Annotated in this window: 8 protein-coding genes; all 8 read left to right on the forward strand. The window is 48.0% G+C overall.

Features of this window, described 5'->3' with window-relative positions; genetic code table 11:
* The first annotated feature begins 7 nt into the window (after positions 1-7).
* The 8 genes from MoGM_RS10630 (at position 8) to MoGM_RS10665 (ending at position 17,519) form a co-directional block, all read left to right on the forward strand.
* Entirely contained in the window at positions 8-1,696 is a 1,689-nt protein-coding gene (locus MoGM_RS10630) for a RagB/SusD family nutrient uptake outer membrane protein (RefSeq protein ID WP_104370024.1), read from the forward strand.
* A 32-nt stretch (positions 1,697-1,728) separates the two neighbouring features.
* A complete protein-coding gene (locus MoGM_RS10635; protein WP_233210267.1) occupies positions 1,729-3,651 on the forward strand; it encodes a fasciclin domain-containing protein in 1,923 nt (640 codons plus the stop codon).
* A gap of 40 nt (positions 3,652-3,691) precedes the next feature.
* Positions 3,692-5,314, forward strand: a complete 1,623-nt coding sequence (locus tag MoGM_RS10640; protein WP_233210268.1) for a hypothetical protein — start codon at positions 3,692-3,694, stop codon at positions 5,312-5,314.
* Between the two features lie 14 nt (positions 5,315-5,328).
* Complete coding sequence (locus MoGM_RS10645) at positions 5,329-8,457, forward strand: SusC/RagA family TonB-linked outer membrane protein (protein WP_233210269.1); 3,129 nt, start codon at positions 5,329-5,331, stop codon at positions 8,455-8,457.
* A gap of 12 nt (positions 8,458-8,469) precedes the next feature.
* Positions 8,470-10,140, forward strand: a complete 1,671-nt coding sequence (locus MoGM_RS10650; protein ID WP_104370027.1) for a RagB/SusD family nutrient uptake outer membrane protein — start codon at positions 8,470-8,472, stop codon at positions 10,138-10,140.
* Positions 10,137-11,648, forward strand: a complete 1,512-nt coding sequence (locus tag MoGM_RS10655; protein ID WP_104370028.1) for a glycoside hydrolase — start codon at positions 10,137-10,139, stop codon at positions 11,646-11,648. Before MoGM_RS10650 ends, MoGM_RS10655 begins: the two co-directional genes overlap by 4 nt.
* A 327-nt stretch (positions 11,649-11,975) precedes the next feature.
* The gene (locus MoGM_RS10660) at positions 11,976-13,214 is read left to right on the forward strand and encodes an Ig-like domain-containing protein (protein ID WP_104370029.1); all 1,239 of its coding nucleotides are present in this window, start codon (positions 11,976-11,978) and stop codon (positions 13,212-13,214) included.
* A gap of 414 nt (positions 13,215-13,628) precedes the next feature.
* Positions 13,629-17,519 carry a two-component regulator propeller domain-containing protein gene (locus MoGM_RS10665; protein WP_104370030.1) on the forward strand — a complete coding sequence of 1,297 codons (3,891 nt, stop codon included), beginning with the start codon at positions 13,629-13,631 and terminating at the stop codon, positions 17,517-17,519.
* The last annotated feature ends 168 nt before the right edge of the window (positions 17,520-17,687 follow it).

Raw genomic sequence — 17,687 nt, forward strand, 5'->3', positions numbered from 1 at the left:
ATAGGATATGAAGAAGACAATAAATAACATTATAATAGCATTGGGTGCGTCATTCGGACTGACAAGCTGTTCGGACTTCCTTGATATTCTGCCTCTGAACGATGTGGTGCTCGAAAACTACTGGACAGAGAAAAGCGATGTCACGAGTAACGTGAACGGATGTTATGAAGCGCTGGAAATAAATGAATGCATCAACCGTCTGGGACTGTGGGGTGAGATACGTTCGGAGAATATGCGTCTCGGTACAAACGTTCCAAACGAGGTGAATGAGATACTGAAGGAAAATATCCTTCCTTCGAACCCTTATTGCAGTTGGGCGGCGATATATGACGTGATAAACCGTTGCAACACCGTGTGCCATTACGCCCCGGGCGTACAGGCGATAGACCCGAACTACACGGAGGATGAGATGAAATCCGACATGGCTCAGGCTTCGGCGATAAGGGCTTTGTGCTATTTCTATCTTATACGTACGTTCCGTGATGTTCCATACTCGAAAGAGCCGAGTATAGATGACGCACAGAGGTACATAATACCTGCGTCTTCGTTTGAGACGGTGCTTGACACATGTATTGCCGATCTTGAAAAGGTGAAAGACGATGCCGTCCGCCGTTACTATGCGGACGACAGCAATAACGCATACCGTAATTCAAGCCGCATCACGCGTCAGGCTATATATGCGCTGCTGGCCGACATGTATCTTTGGAAGGGAGATTATGATAAGTGTATTCATTATTGTGATCTTGTGCTCGATTTCAAGCGCAATCAGTATGATGAGATGGTTATCCGTAATGGAGCTCCGACAGATATAGCTCTTTTCGGCGACATCCCTATGATACTTGACAAGCCGGTGGGAACGACACAATGCGGAAACTCGTATAATAGCATATTCGGTAGCGGAAACTCGTTTGAGAGTATTTTCGAAATTTATTTCCGTACTAATACCACCAGGTTGAATACATGGGTCGGAAGATTTTATGTAGATGGAGCGAATAGCAATAATGGGTATCTGAGTGCTCCCGATTTCCTTCGCAAGGATGTGGCTGTAGGCAATCATACTATATTCAAGAAGACGGACTGCCGGGCCTATTCAAGCGTAGGAGTCGACGGATCTCGTTACTTTATAAGTAAGTATGTGTACCAGAATGTTTCTTTCAAGAACCAGAACATAACTTCTGAGAAAGATTTGGGTTTGATGACTTCGAAAGGTACTCCGACTGTGTCCAATTGGATATTCTATCGCTTGTCTGATGTAATCCTGATGAAGGCGGAGGCGGAAATAGAACGTGGCGCGGAAGACGGCTACAAGAAAGCGTTCGCTCTCATCAACACTGTGAACAAGCGTGCAAACGACGTGACAAATACTTCACGCTCGGATACATTGAAGATGGAAGACTATGTTTCCTCAAAGGAGTCGATGGAAGAGTTGTTGCTCGCGGAGCGTCACCGTGAGTTCCTCTATGAGGGAAAGCGCTGGTTCGACCTTGTGCGTTTCGCACGCCGTGACGGCAACAACGACCGTCTGATAACCCTTGCCACGCGTAAGTATATCGAGAACGTGAATGCCATCAAGATAAAGCTGGCAAATCCGAACATCATATATTTCCCGTATTCCAAGAGTGAACTTAAAGCCAATCCGTTGCTGAAGCAGAATCCCGCCTATATGGCCGGAGAAGATTCGGAGTTGACCAAGTAAACAAGATATTCAGAAATATTACAGTTATGACTATGAAGTTAAATAAAATAATTCTTTGCTCATGTCTTTGCTTCATCGCCGCTCTTATGAGTTGCAACGATGATGACATACCCGTGAATTATTATTCATCCACGAAGTTGACAGCGGCGAGTTTCCTTGAAGAGAACAACGATCAGTTCAGTGAGTTCAACAAAATACTGAAGCGTACTCCTTACTTCGCGATGCTCGGAACTTACGGTGAGTTTACCGTTTTCGCCCCGAACAACGATGGTATACAGAGGTTCCTTGCCCGCTCGGGCTATGGCTCGGTGGACAATATACCGACAGAGACTTGCGACACGATAGTACGTACGCACATAATAAAGAAAGGCGCGTTCTTCACAACCGATATCGGTGAGGGAACTTTGCCCCAGTTGAATATGGACGATGCTTATATTGTATTGTCTTCCGATTCTGACGTGATGAACGACAATGCCTTGGTTTACTATGTGAACAAGACATCGCGCATGGTTACCCGTGACGATTCTGTGACCAATGGTGTGGTGCACAGTATTGATAATGTGATATCGGCAAGTAACCTGTTGCTCGCGGACAAGATAGCGGAAGACTCCACTCTTACCATCTTCTCCCAGGCGTTGCAGCTTACGGGAATGGCGGACTCCCTGACAAAGTATATCGATGAGACGTATTTCTGTGGCGAAGACTCTGTGCATGAGGGTGTGATGGTTCGCTGTACCAGCGGTTCGGCGTTGATGACCCGTTCTTTCTGGCCGGAGAAGCGTTATTTCAAATATACGGCGTTCGTGGAGACGGATGAGGTATACGAGAAAGCCGGGATAAATGATATAAACGGACTTATACGTTATGCGAAATCGGTTTATGATCAGACATATCCGGAAGACGCGGGTCTGTATGATGATGATTACACGCACCGCAAGAACCCGCTCAACCGTTTTGTAAGCTATCATCTTCTGCCTCGTGTGGGACAGTATAACAGTTGGGTTTGCTCGGGTGAGATGCGTGAGCACTGCTGGCTTACGTCGGTAAGTGATCCGGAAGAGTTCTATGAGACGATGTGCCCGGGAACGATAATGCGTTTCTGCGGTCCTTCCGCCGGTCTGTTCATCAACAGAAAGGGACTGCAGAACAATGTGACGGTGCGCGGCGTGAAGGTGCTTTCTCCTTCCGAGTCCGGCTCGATAGACCAGAATGCGCTTAACGGTGTATACCATTATGTTGACAGAATACTTGCTTATACCCCCGAGGTTCGTGACAAGGTGCTCAACTGCCGCATCCGTATAGACGCTACCGCTCTCAGCCCCGACTTTATGAACTGCAATGGCCGTGGCCGTTATGGCGAGGATATTCTTACCGGTTTCAAGAACGGTTATATCACCGATTGGGTGGCACGTGAAGGTACTTATGTAGGTGTTCACAGTGATGTCGGCTATTGGAACTCATACGAAGGTAACGCTGTCTGTGTGAGCGGAGTGTTTGACCTGACTATAAAGTTGCCGCCGGTTCCGGACGGAACTTATGAGATAAGGCTCGGATATACTGCAAATGCAGAGCGTGGTGTGGTACAGGTGTATCTCAATGAAGATCCTTGCGGCATTCCGGTCGACCTGCGTGTATACGGTCCCGATCCTACTATCGGCTGGATTGCCGATACGGATGACGATGAAGAGAATGTGGCCAATGATAAGGCTATGCACAACCGCGGTTACATGAAATCGCCCGACTGTTATCGCCCGTGGGATGCGGACCAGACATTGCGTGAGTTGAGCTGGACGTTGCGTCGTGTTTTGGCTACGAGATATCTTCAGGCAGACAAGCCGAATTATCTGCGTTTCCGTCAGGTGCTTAAAGACCCCAATGCTTACTGGTCGTTTGACTATATCGAGCTTTGTCCGAAAAGCATTTACGGAAGTCCGGAAGGTGAGGACACTCATTAATGACAATTTATAATAAGCATCATTTAAGAATATGACTTTTATGAAAATAAAGAATATAGTATATCAACTGGCAGGACTCGCATTTGCGACTTGTCCGCTGGCTATCGTGGGATGTACCGACTGGGACGACCATTATGAAGGTACGGATGACGCGGCCGGAGCCGGAAATGTGACTTTGTGGCAACAGATGAAGGCTGACAGCAGACTTACGGATTTCTGCGAGGTACTTGAAAACACCAAGGTTTTCAGACAGCATAAGAAGACTCCCGTGAGCTATGCCGAGCTGCTTGACGGCGGACAGGCTTTCACTGTCGTGGCTCCAGTAAATGGAACGTTTGATAAAGACGAGTTGATAAGGCTCACGCAGACGAACAGCGGTGACTCGGTGGTGGAGAAATCATTTGTTATGAATCATGTGTCACGCTCGCTTTGCAGCGTGACCGCCGCCCAGTCCAAGATGCTGTTGCTCAATTCAAAGCATGTGGAAATGGAGGGTAATGGTATTTCAGGTGTAGATTTGCTTGACAAGAATGTGCACGCCAAGAACGGAATACTCCATGTAAGTGAGCAGCCGTTGCCTTTCGTACGTAATATTTATGAGAACGTGTGTGACTTGGATGAGTTCAGCGACATAGGTGATTTCCTTCGTGTTTACGATGAAGACTATTTCGATGCGGATGCATCCGTGTCGAGCGGAATTGTAGAAGGTGTACCCGTATATGTTGACTCGGTTATTATAGAGCGCAACAAGATGCTCTCGGTGATAGGGCTTATCAATGACGAGGACTCTACATACTGGATGGTCGCACCTACCAGAGATGGATGGAACAAAGCGTGGGAAATGGCCAAGCAGTATTACCGCTATGACAGCAAGGTGCTGAAGAGCGACTCGATACAGCATTATTGGACAAACCGTGCGTTGCTTGATGATGCCATTTTCACCATGACTACCCAGGAATCGGTTACGGATTCTCTTAAATCTGTTCAGTACAATAAATTAGAGCCGAAGTATCATGTGTTCTATAAACCTTTTGAACAGGGTGGAATATTGAGTAATGCAACTGAGGTGGAATGCAGCAACGGTATTCTTTACAAGACAGCGGAATGGCCTTTTACTCCTGAAACGACATTCTTTACCGAACTTAGGAGTGAAGGCGAGGACCAGGCTTTGATAACAGTAAGTAAGGATTGTAACTATACGACCCGTAGAGTGTCGGCAGACAGTATATCGGAAGGCGCGTATCTTGATATCGTGGCATTGAAAGCGACTTCAAACTGGACTATGACTTACCGTGTGAACAATACGTTGAGTGCCAAGTACGATGTATGTGCGGTAATCCTGCCGAAATCGGTGGCAGACAAGGTAAATCCGGATTTGCGTCCGTGCAAGTTCAAGGCTACTATAAACTATGTCGACGAACTTGGCAACAAGAAGACTTTCAACTGCGGTAATACACAGTTTAAAACCGACCCGTTAAAGGTTGATACAGTGGTTCTTGCCGAAAACTTTGAGTTCCCGGCTTGTAACTTTGACCAGCAGGATATAAAGATAAGCGTACAGCTTACATGTTCAATCCTCCCTCGTGAGAACTCGGAATACAACCGCGAGATGTATCTTGACTGTATCTATCTCAGACCACGAACCTCTAAATCTGAAGAATGATGAAAAAATATATTATGTCAGCAATGCTGTTTGCCGGCATCACGGCGACAGCGCAGGAGAACATGAAGACAGTGAGCGGTCATGTGACCGACGCTGCTTCCGGAAAACCAATAGCCGGTGTTATCGTCGAGGCCTATGGCGATGCCCGTTATACGGCTATGACAGACGATAAAGGACAGTATGAGCTGAAAGTTCCTGTATATACATCGTCTGTGGGAATGAAAGTGGACGGTTACAATTATCATCAGACCGCGATATCCGATGGTAAGGCGAACGGCCGTCTTTATGTTTCGGCTTTTACTCCCGGTTACTCTCAGAATACGACTGCTACAGTCTCTGTCACGGCCTCAGGCTTCGACAACACGGCAGAAGTAAGTCTTGACCCGCTGATCCAGCAGAGACTTGGAGCGCATGTACGTTCCGTGTCGCGCGGCGGAAATGTAGGTCTCGGCAATATAATGACTATCGCCGGTCTTAACTCTTTGCAGATAAACGCCCAGCCGCTCGTTATTATCGATGATGTGATAATGGACATGCAGTATGACAACACCATGCTTCATGACGGTTATTTTAACAACATTCTTGCCAATATCAATGTTAACGACATAGAAAGCGTGAACGTGATAAAGAACGGTACGGCACTTTACGGAGCGAAAGGCGCCAATGGAGTTATCAACATCAAGACAAAACGCAGCAAGAGCATGGCAACGAAAATCGATGTCACCATCAATGGAAGCTATGAGCTTACTCCGCGTTTGCCTAAGATGCTTGATGCCGACGGCTATCGTCTTTATACGACCCAACTGTTGGCCAATCAGGTAAGTGATGTCGGTAGTATGAAGTTCCTTAACAGCGATCCAAATTATTATTACTACAAGCAATACCACAACCAAACCGACTGGGCGGATCTTGTTTATGAGAATGCCTTCTCGCAGAACTACGGTATAAACGTGCAGGGTGGTGATAATGTGGCGAGCTACAACCTGTCTGTCGGCTATTCGATAGGCAACAGCACCTTGAAGAACAACGATTATAAGCGTTTCAACATGCGTCTGAACAGCGATATAGAAGTGTTCCGCAACTTTGATGTACGTTTTGATGCGTTTTATAGCGATGTGGACCGTAATCTCCGTGATGACGGAGCCATTGTGGATCCGCTTAATAATGTTGTCACGGCTCCCGGATTTCTCGGATTGGCCAAGGCTCCTTTCCTGTCACCCTATGCTTATGACAAAAAAGGTAACCTGAGTCATTATTTGTCGGAGGCGGATGATTATATCGGTGGTGACAATTCATTGGCAAATCCGCTCAGCATTCTTGAACACGGAGATGGCAAGAACAGAAATACTTTCGGTAATCGTCTTATAATGTTTTCCATCATGCCTAAGTTCCAGATAAACAAGCATCTTTCCTTGATGGAGCATTTCACGTTGTCTCTGGCCAATGTTAATGAGAATTATTACCTGCCTATGCAGGGTGTGCCTCCTTTTACAAAGGATGAATATAATGATGAAACGGAGCTTCGTAATATAGCTCAAAGTATGGCTGCGCGCCAGACTGGAATACAAAGTGATACACGTATTAACTGGAACAACCGTTACGGAGCGCACGTAATATCTGTTTGCGGAGGTGTAAGGTACCTTTCCTCGGATTATAAACTTACGAAGCAGAGCGGTTTCAACACCGGTAACGACAAGACTCCTCAGATGAGCAATTCGTTGCTGTTCAAGCGTACCGGCGGAGCCAATAACAATGTACGTGAGATAACATGGTACGGACTTGCCGACTATAATTTTGCGGGTAAGTATTATCTTAGCGCCGGTCTGTCCGCTCAGACATCTTCACGTTTCGGCGAGGATGCCGGTGGATTGAACCTGTTTAATGTTCCATGGGGATTGTTCCCGAGTGTAGAGGCGTCATGGGTGATGACGAATGAAAAGTGGTTGGCCGGAATAAAAGGTCTTGACTATCTCAAACTGAATGCCGGTTTCGATGTGACAGGTAATGACAACATTGATTATACAGCCTCAAAGACATATTTCATTGCCAATTCCATGCTTGGCTCATCTGCAGACGGTATTTCTATCGGAAATATCGGAAACACGGAGTTGCAGTGGGAGACAACAAGACGGCTTACGGCCGGTCTGGAAGGAAGTTTCCTCGACAACCGTGTGAATGTGCGTTTCAATGTGTTCAAGAGCTGGACATCCAACCTCCTTACCCTTCACAGCCTTGCCTGGACAAGCGGACTGGCTGAGAGTTGGAGCAACGACGGTAAGTTGGAGAACACCGGGTTTGATGCGTCATTGAGTGTAAAGGCTCTCAACTTGAAAGATTTCAAGTGGGAAGTGGGTGCGTCGGTCGGTCACTATAAGAATGAGGTTACGGCACTGCCTGACGGCAACAAGCCTTTTGAGACCGATATTTATGGCGCAACCGTGCTTACACAGGTCGGTGGCCCGGTCGGACTATTCTACGGTTGGAAGACAAACGGGGTTTATTCTACTACGGAAGAAGCCGCATCTGCCGGAAAATATATATTGAAGAAGAACGGAGAGCGTGCGTATTTCGAGGCCGGTGACATGCGTTTTGTTGATTTTGATAATAATGGACTTATCGACGACAACGACCGTTGTGTCATAGGTGACCCCAATCCGGATATCTATGGAAATATCTTCACCACCTTTACATGGAAGAACCTGACGCTTAATGCGGTGTTTAACTATTCGGTGGGCAATGATATTTTCAACTACCAGCGCTCGTTGTTGGAGGGTGGAAGCCTGTACCTCAACCAGACCACGGCTACGGCCAATCGTTGGACAACCGAGGGACAGGTTACCGACATACCTCGTGTCAATTATAAAGACCCGATGGGCAACAGCCGTTTCAGCGACCGTTGGATAGAAGACGGCAGTTATCTGAAACTGGCTTCTGTCACGCTCAGCTATTACCTGCCCGTGCAGAGTGAATATCTGCAAGGCATTACGATATGGGGAAATGCGTCTAACCTGTTCACTATCACACGTTACCTCGGTGGCGACCCCGATTGCGGCATAGCCGGAGGTGTTCTCACCCAGGGCATCGACCGTGGTCTGCTGTCTGCCGGACGTACGTTCTCGTTAGGTGTAAATATCAATCTGTAATCATTTGACACTATGAAATATTTATCAAAAATACTTTGCGCTCTGTGCGTGATATTCGGCTCTGTATCTTGTGCCGACATGATGGACATAGACTCGGAGCTTGTAGAGTTTGACAAAGACCACGATATTAACGCTCCTTCCGATACCGTTTACAGTGTATTGGGAATTATTCACAAGATGCAGGTCATAGCCGACCGTACTTCGCTTCTCGGCGAGGTACGTGCCGATCTGGTGAGTCCCACCAATGCGGCGTCTGCCGACTTGAAGCGTCTGTCGTCGTTCGGTTTCGATGAGGAAAACACGTATAATGTTCCGGCGGATTACTATGCCGTAATCAACAACTGCAACTATTTCATTGCCAATGCGGATACCTTGCTTGCCCGTCGTGGCAAGAAGGTTTTTGAGAAAGAGTTTGCCGCTGTCAAGACATTCCGTGCCTGGACATATATGCAACTTGCAATGGCATACGGCAATGTACCTTTGGTTCTTCAGCCTATTATGACAGAGGCAGAGGCACGTAAGGCGATGGAGCAGCCTCGTGTTTCCATTACCGATATATGTAATTTCTTCATATCGGATATAGCTCCTCATGTGGATGTTGATTTTCCCGATTACGGTTCGATAGGCGGTCGCGTATCAAAGTCGTTCTTCATTCCGGTTCGTCTCTTGCTTGGTGACATGTGCCTTTGGACCGGTCGTTATGCCGATGCCGCCAAGTGGTATCATGATTATCTTGGTCATAAGGATGATCCGCATGTACCTCAATTCTCTTCTGTATCATGGACTGATACTGAATTTAAAAATATAGTTAACAGCTATGGTGAGGAACCGCTTTCTTATATTCCCATGGAACTTGACAGATATTCGGGAGTTGTCAGCGATTTGCCGAATATATATAATTCAACCAAAAAGAATTATAACTATTTCCAGTTGATGCCGTCGAAAGGCATACGTAAACTGTCGGCAGATCAGACTTATTGCGTTTTGCAAAAGACAGACACGAAGTCCGATACCATATATGCTCCCAAGGAAGGATTGCTCTCGTCGTTGGCGGTTGGCGATCTACGCCTTTACGGCAATTATTCGATAAGGCAGCTAAATCAGGACAAGTATTCGGAATTTGGTTCGGAAAGTCAGCAGATTTCTAAAATAGTACCCAATTATGTTCCCACATATAGTTTGGCTATGGTTTATCTGCGCTATGCCGAGGCTCTCAATCGTGCCGGTTATCCTCAGTCGGCCTTTGCCGTATTGAAGTATGGCCTTAATTCCGATAACATTGGAGAGTATGTGGACAGCGTTGAGATAAAGGCGGCCGGAAACCTCATAGCTTTCGACCCTCTTGTGTTTACGGAAGCAGCAACAAAGGGAATTCATTCCATCGGTTGCGGCAATAGCGAGGCCAATGCTTATTACACATTGCCGATGCCGTCTCAGCAATTGGCTACTTATGCAGATACCGTGGCATATCAGATTCCTCTTGTCGAGGATTTGATAATCGACGAGATGGCTCTCGAAGGCTGCTTCGGCGGCTCCCGTTTCTATGACCTCATGCGTGTCGCGCTGCGTCGGAACGACATGAGCTACCTTGCCCGTCCTATATCGGAGCGTGAAGGCGTGAGAGACGATGCTCTTTATACATTATTGTTGGATAAGAATAATTGGTACTTACCGTTAAGATGAGACGAATAATCTTTTCATTAGTATTGGCGTCGGTCGCGTTTTTGTCGGCCGACGCCGCTACCATTACCGTTGTCGTAGACAGTGTCCGCCACCAGCGTGTGACCGGTTTTGGTGCGGCTGCGTGCTGGGGGCTTATGGCTCCGATTGAGGATGTGAATATCATAAAGTTGCTCTATGGTGAAGACTCTCCTGTGGGACTCAACATCATGCGTATGGAAATATCGCCGAATCTTATTGGCAATGTCACCGTACCTTGGGACACTCCATACGACTGGCACGGTTATCTGCCTGTGGTGAAAGAGGCGAAAGCCCGTGGAGCGATAATATTCGGCACTCCGTGGTCTCCTCCTGGGGAGTACAAGACCAACGGAACCCCTCAGGGCGGTAACAGCGAGGCGCAGGGATATCAGCGCGGCGAATTGAAAGCGTCGAGCTATTCCAGTTTCTTTCCTTGGCTGAATACTTTCCTTGCGTATATGAAAAAGAACGATGCGGCAGTGGATATCGTTTCTTTGCAGAATGAGCCTGATTGGTGGGTAGACTATTCCGGATGTCTGTATACACCGCAGCAGCTTCATGACCTTGTCAAGAAATACGCTTCACGTCTTGATCGCAAAACATATAATGTGCGATTGATGAATGCGGAACCTCTCGGTTTCAATCCCGAATATTCGGATATCATGCTCGATGATCCCGAGACGGCCAAGCATATAGACATTATCGCCGGCCATATCTACGGGCATGAGCCGCTTGGCAATATGGCTAAGGCGGCCAAGAAAGCGTTGGCTCAGGGCAAGGAAGTATGGATGACCGAGCACAGCGTCAACCCCCGCGGCGATGCCGACGGCACGGTAGACTTGCCCACATGGCACGAGGAAATACTCTTTGCCGAGGAGGTCAACGAGTGTCTGCTTGCCGGCGGAAGCGCGTATGTGTATTGGTATATGCTCGCCCATTGGTCATTTGTCGGCAGCGGCGACAAGACCATACAGCCTGGCAATGACTACGGAAAGCTGTTGCGTAGGGGATATGTTATGTCTCACTTTTCCAAGAACCTGCCCGGTTCAACCCGTCTTGACACAAAGGCCAGTGTAATAGTAGGCACCAACAGTGCATTCCAGACCTCGGCCTATATCAAGGGCGACTCTCTCATCGTGATGGCTATAGACACTACAGCCAATGCCCATAAATTGCGGGTGCACCTTCCTTATGAGGTTACGTCGGGAGAGTGGATCCTATCTACGGAAGAGGCCGTTTGCCGGCGCTCTGATATAGAAATGACCGAGCCGGCCAAGGTTGTCATGTTGGATTTGCCCGCCCGCAGCATAAACACCTACATCTTCAAGATAAACAGGGTGGAAAGCGGTGTTGACGAGATAAAGTCCGATTGCGAGATGAAGCCGGTAGACGATGCCTTGTATGACATGCAAGGCCGGCGCATGAATTCCGGTGCTTCGTTGCGCCAAGGCATATATATTAAGAACGGAAAGAAGATATATATAAAGTAACGGCGGTTTTGCATGCGATATGGTCGCTTTTGCTTATCGCATGAGTTTTGATAGATTAAGGATGTGGGTGCTCTTTTGCACTCACATCCTTTTTTTGTCTGGTTTCATGTTTTTTGTTTGGTATCGTGTTTTTCTTTCATCTTAAGCCCGATGCTTTCATATCATGGGCTTATGCGATCTTCTTTTTTCGTTTATATATACAAATAATAAAGTTTCGGAAACTTGTGCGATAGCCTGTATATGTTATAATGTGTATTTTTGTTTGCGAAACAGTTAAACATGTTTTATAAAAACAACATTCTATTAATCGGTTAAAATTTCCACTCAATGAGAGACTTTAAGAATTTATTATTAATGATGCTTGTTTGCATGGCATCGCTCGGCGCGTATGCCGACAATATAGAGGTTGGCGGAAAAACACGCAACTATCTTAAATACGTTCCGTCGAACCTGCCTGCCAATAGGCCGTTGCTTATTTCCTGTCATGGAATGAATCAGGACGCCAACTACCAGAAAGGGCAGATGGCTATAGAAGCTCTTGCCGATAAGGAGAAGTTCGTTACGGTTTTCCCTGATGGTATCAATAAGGCCTGGGATATATCCGGCAGGACCGACATCGATTTCATTCTGAAGCTTATAGACAAGATGGCTGAACTGCACGATATCGACCGCGACCGTGTATATCTGTCGGGTTTTTCCATGGGTGGCATGTTTACTTACCACTGCATGAACAACATCGCCGATAAGATTGCGGCTTTTGCCCCTATCAGCGGTTATCCTATGTGGGGAGCCACTGCCGCCGCTTCGCGTCCTGTTCCCATCATCCATACTCATGGTACGGGCGATGATGTGTGCACGTTCGATAAGGTTCAGGGTGTTCTTGACGTATGGATAAAGTTCAACAAGTGCAATACCACTCCGTCGGTCATTTCGAGCTATAAGGGAGCCGGGCATGCCACATACCGCAAATGGAGCGGCGGCACCAACGGAGTGGAGGTCGTTCTGCTTGAATTTGCCGGCAAGGGACATTGGGTTTCCAACGACGTGGTGAAGACAGGCGAGGAGATATGGAATTTCTGCAGCCGTTATTCTTTGGTAGACCGCAGTCCGAAAGTGACCATAACCGAGCCTGCCAACGGCTCTACCGTATATTTCCCCGAGAGCGACACCGGGTTGCGTGAACTCCGTATCGCCGCCGATGTGACGAGCGAGTATGGCGATATAGCCAAGGTCGGTTTTTACGGTGGCAGTACTTTGCTTGCCGAGCTTGCCGCTCCTCCGTATGAGTATGTCTGGAAGAACGTGACGAAAGGCCAGCGGGTCATCCGCGTGGTGGCTACCGACGACCAGGGACGTACCGGTACAGGCACGTCTGTGATTACTGTCAAGAAAGAAGTCGGTTCCGGTATATCTGATGTCGCGGGAGGCGGTAATTCCGGTGAGCGTCCCTCTGTCTACGACCTTTCCGGCCGTCGTGTGAGCGGCAGCTCGGCGGAAGGCGTTAGAATTATTGGCGCCGGTCATTCAAATGGTAGCAAAAAGTTTAGAAAAGTGCTCATCCGTTAATGTTTTCCGTGTTGTATACAAATAAAAAACATTCGGAAGCCTGTGTTATATAGGTTTTGCGGCATTATCGCTATTTTTGCTGTTGAAAAGTTAATAGATTAGTATTTCTTTTAAGATTAAGTTTTTGTTAGTTTAATAGGTTAGTATTTTATTGTTAAGACTAATAGAGCGGTTACCGGTATGTGAATATAGGTAGCCGTTTAGTGTTTTTTGTGTCATTGGTCTTTGTGTCTGCCGTCGCTAATCCGGTAAAGATGAAAGTACGTGAGTCGCAAAAGCAGGTAAAAAAGGGAAATTTTTCATTACGTCTCAAATATATTGCATATTATTGCAAAAAATGAGTATATTTGCCAAACGATATAAGAGACATAAATATAAATAGCATATCTTAACAGTAAAATATATTGACTGACCATGAGACGAATAATAACATTTCTCTTGTTGTATGTTTCATTCACAGCTGTGTCCGGACAGACAGGATGGTTCATCCCTTCCAACCGTTTTTCAAGCAGCCAGATTACGGATATCTGCCAGGACCGGTATGGTTATATATGGATAGCCACGGAATATGGACTGAACAGGTTCGACGGCTATCGTTTCACCACATATCTGAACCAGCCCGGCGACACCACTTCCCTATGTTGCAATGCGGTTTCCAGGTTGTTCTGTGACGATGAGGGCAGTCTGTGGGTCGGCACGGCAAAAGGGCTCGACCGCTATGATTACGGCCGTAATATGTTTCGCCACTATCGCTTCGCCAACGGGGTGAAGCCCCGTGTGAATGTCATAAGCAGTCTTCGTGACGGGAGGCTGTTCGTAGGCACGGCCGGCTATGGAGCCCATTTGGTGGAGAGTGGAGACAGCCTGGCCGATGTGTCGAAGCGTTATACCGTACCTGAGGAAGACGCTTTTTTCAGTCGTGTGTATGAGGACAGCCGCGGCCGTGTGTGGAAAGGCGGTTTCGGAAATGTCTTTACCTTGCGTGAGACCAACGGTAAAATACGCAAGTTTGTCTCCCCTTTCGGTTCTCCCATAGGCTTCACCGAGTACGAAGGCGAGGTGCTTATTGTCTGTATGCGCGGAATATTGTCATTTTCAATAGGGGGGGGTAAAAGTGTCCGTGTGTCTGATATAGACATGTCCGTGATGTCGGATAAGAGAATACCCATCCTTACGGTATATAAAGACAAATCGGGGAACATCTATATAGGCACTCGCGGAAACGGGCTTTTCCGCCTCTCGAACGGAAGTCGCAGGTTTGAGCGGATAGAGAGTGTCACCGAGGGTATCGACCTCAACACAGCCAAGATATGGGCTGTCACCCAGGATCGTGACGGCAATATATGGGTCGGTTGCCAGTCTAAGGGACTCTTCGTGCTCCCTTGTCGCCAGCCGAGGTTCCGCAATTGGAGCTTTTCTGCCCAGAAAGTCAGTATCGGCTCCACGATTACTTCTATCTGCGAGGGCGATAACGGTATCATGTGGTGCACGGTGCAGGGCAACGGCGTGTTCGGTTTCGACGGCAACGGCCGTATAGTGGCCCGTCCCCAGTCTCCGTCTTCCACCGAGTTTATTTTCCGTGACAGCAGGCGCCGGTATTGGCTTGGCACCGATAACGGCTTCTATGTATATGATCCGGTGACGGGCAAGTCTGATCTGAGGGTTACTTTCGAGTGCAACAAGTTCAACGATATGACCGATGACGGGAAAAACATATATATATCCACTTTCTCGCGCGGGTTCTGTGTATACAATCCCACAACGCGCAAACTGAAAAACTATGTCCAGAGTTCGGTGAACGGCCCGAAAGGCAGTCTGTGCAACAATTGGGTCATGTGTATGATGCCCGACCGCAATGGGCATATATGGCTCGGTACGGCCTCGGGAGTGTCGTGTTTCGACCCGGCCACAGGCAGTTTCCGTGTTCAGGGCTGGTCGTCATTGCTTGAAGGCGTGGCCTGCTATTCACTTTGTGAGACTCGCGACGGACGTATCCTTATGGGCACCGAGCAGGGTATTTACGTGTACCGGCCTGGTGCTGGCAAAGTGACAGACATGCCCGGAGGCGAGGTGCTGAGAGACAAGACAGTGGGATATATCGTAGAGTCTAACAACGGTGACATCTGGTGTTCCACGTCGATGGGAATATGGCAGTATAATGCCCGGAAGAAGAAGTTCATCGGCCATGTGAACGGTAACGGTCTTACAATGAAGGAGTATGTCAATTCGGTAGGTCTGCATACGGACGATGACATGGTATATTTCGGAAACAATGACGGTCTCACGGTATTCAGGCCGGAAGACATACATGAGAGCCACGGCAAGATAAACGACGTGTGCCTTACCGACTTCCTCATAGCGGGCAAGTCTGTCAGCATGAATACGGAGTCGGGCGGCCGCCGGGTGACTGACGAGCCGCTTGCCGAGTCGGACCATTTCACCGTGTCTTACCTTGACAATACGTTCTCCCTCGAATTCTCGCTGTTCGACTATGTCGCTCCCGGTAACATAATATATGAATACAGGGTGAACAACGATGATTGGAAAAACAACGGTGAGGGGCACAACACCATCACTCTGAGCCACTTGCAGCCCGGAAAGTATGATGTGGAGGTACGTGCGATGATAGACGGGATCTATTCGGGCACGAAGACCATAACGGTGCTTGTCAGTCCGCCTTGGTATAAGACGCCCGTGGCCAATTTCATATATATCGTCCTGTTGATCGCTTTCGTCGCCTACATCATTTATTTCTACAATCGCAGAAAGCGCGAGCAGCTGTATGAAGAGAAGATGAAGTTTCTCATCAACGCCACCCACGACATACGTTCGCCGCTGACGCTGATAATGAGTCCGTTGGCAAACTTGAAGCGCAGGGTGGGAGAGTCGTTCCCCGACTCTATGCGCGACATAACCACGATAGAGCATAACGCCAAGCGAATACTCGACCTCGTGAGCCAGATACTCGATGTGCGCAAGATAGACAAGCAGCAGATGCATCTGCACTGCCGGCAGACGGACTTGGTGCCGTTTATCAACGGCATATACAAGATGTTCGAGTACAGTGCGCAGGAGCGCAACATCAAGTTCGTGTTCACCCATTTCGACGAGACACTTGACGTGTGGATAGACAGAAACCAGTTTGACAAGGTGATAACCAATCTGCTTTCCAACGCTTTCAAGTATACATATGATGACGGAACGATAGAGATCAGACTGACCTCCGACAAGACACATGCCATGATACAGGTAGCCGATACAGGCGTGGGACTGAAAAGTGAGAGCATGAAGCATATCTTCGACCGTTTCTACCAGGGAAGCAACTCGCGCCGGCTGCACATAAGCGGCACGGGAATCGGTCTGAACCTGTGCAAGATGATAGTCGACATGCACCACGGCACCATATCAGCCGAGAACAGGACAGACGTCAAGGGCAGCATATTCACTGTGCGGATACCTCTCGGAAACTCTCATTTCTCTTCTGAGGAGGTACAGCAGGATACAAGCCGCGAGCGCATCCGTCAGGCGCGTCCGCAGACTAAGTACAGGGTGCTTGTGGTCGATGATGATTTTGAGATAGGCCGGTATATCAGCACCGAGCTTGGTTGTTACTATAAGTTCGGTGTATGTACCAACGGAAAGGAAGGACTCAAGGAACTCCTTACCAATGCCTACGATGTGGTGATTAGTGATGTCATGATGCCCGAGATGGACGGTTTCACCATGCTTCGTATGATAAAGACCAACATCAACATCAGCCACATCCCTGTTATAATGCTTACCTCCAAGTCTGACGTGGGCAACAGGCTGGAGGGTCTCGAACGCGGTGCCGATGCCTTCCTTGCCAAACCGTTTGACATGGAAGAGCTGCACATGAGCATAGAGAATGTGATCAACAACGTGTTGAGGCTCAAAGGCAAGTTCTCAGGCTTGCAGTTGCAGACAGACAAGGTGGAGACCAAGGAAGTGAAGGGCAACGACGAGTTGCTGATGGAGCGAATAATGAAAGTTGTCAACGAGCATATCGGCGACAGCGATTTCAACGTAGACATGCTTACGCGTGAGGTGGGCATAAGCCGTGCCCAGTTGCACCGCAAGATGAAAGAGATGACCGGCATTCCCACGAGCGAGTTCATCCGCAACATAAGGCTCGAGCAGGCTGCCCGCATGCTCCGCGAGCAGAAACTGAACATCACCCAGGTCGCTTATGCCACCGGCTTCTCCAACCTTGCCCACTTCTCAACAGTGTTCTGCAAGTATTTCGGTGTGTCCCCGTCCAAGTATGTGGACCGGGAAAACAATTAGCCGTTGTAATAATAAAATCACGGATTTAACGTTTCGTTTTTCATTGAAATAGAAAACGAAAACGATATACACCTCTATATTCGATGCTATATGCCGCTTTTCGCCATCCGGCGGAAAGCGGCTTTTTTCGCGACGGGATGCCTGTTGGAGTGCGTTCGGTTGCCGGTT

The organism is Prevotella sp. MGM1 (genome assembly GCF_002933775.1).
Classification (GTDB): Bacteria; Bacteroidota; Bacteroidia; order Bacteroidales; family Bacteroidaceae; genus Prevotella.

Excerpts from the sequence above, each read along its gene's own strand:
- MoGM_RS10630 (WP_104370024.1), top strand. The coding sequence starts at position 8 with ATGAAGAAGACAATAAATAACATTATAATAGCATTGGGTGCGTCATTC.
- MoGM_RS10635 (WP_233210267.1), top strand. The coding sequence starts at position 1,729 with ATGAAGTTAAATAAAATAATTCTTTGCTCATGTCTTTGCTTCATCGCC.
- MoGM_RS10640 (WP_233210268.1), top strand. The coding sequence starts at position 3,692 with ATGAAAATAAAGAATATAGTATATCAACTGGCAGGACTCGCATTTGCG.
- MoGM_RS10645 (WP_233210269.1), top strand. The coding sequence starts at position 5,329 with ATGTCAGCAATGCTGTTTGCCGGCATCACGGCGACAGCGCAGGAGAAC.
- MoGM_RS10650 (WP_104370027.1), top strand. The coding sequence starts at position 8,470 with ATGAAATATTTATCAAAAATACTTTGCGCTCTGTGCGTGATATTCGGC.
- MoGM_RS10655 (WP_104370028.1), top strand. The coding sequence starts at position 10,137 with ATGAGACGAATAATCTTTTCATTAGTATTGGCGTCGGTCGCGTTTTTG.
- MoGM_RS10660 (WP_104370029.1), top strand. The coding sequence starts at position 11,976 with ATGAGAGACTTTAAGAATTTATTATTAATGATGCTTGTTTGCATGGCA.
- MoGM_RS10665 (WP_104370030.1), top strand. The coding sequence starts at position 13,629 with ATGAGACGAATAATAACATTTCTCTTGTTGTATGTTTCATTCACAGCT.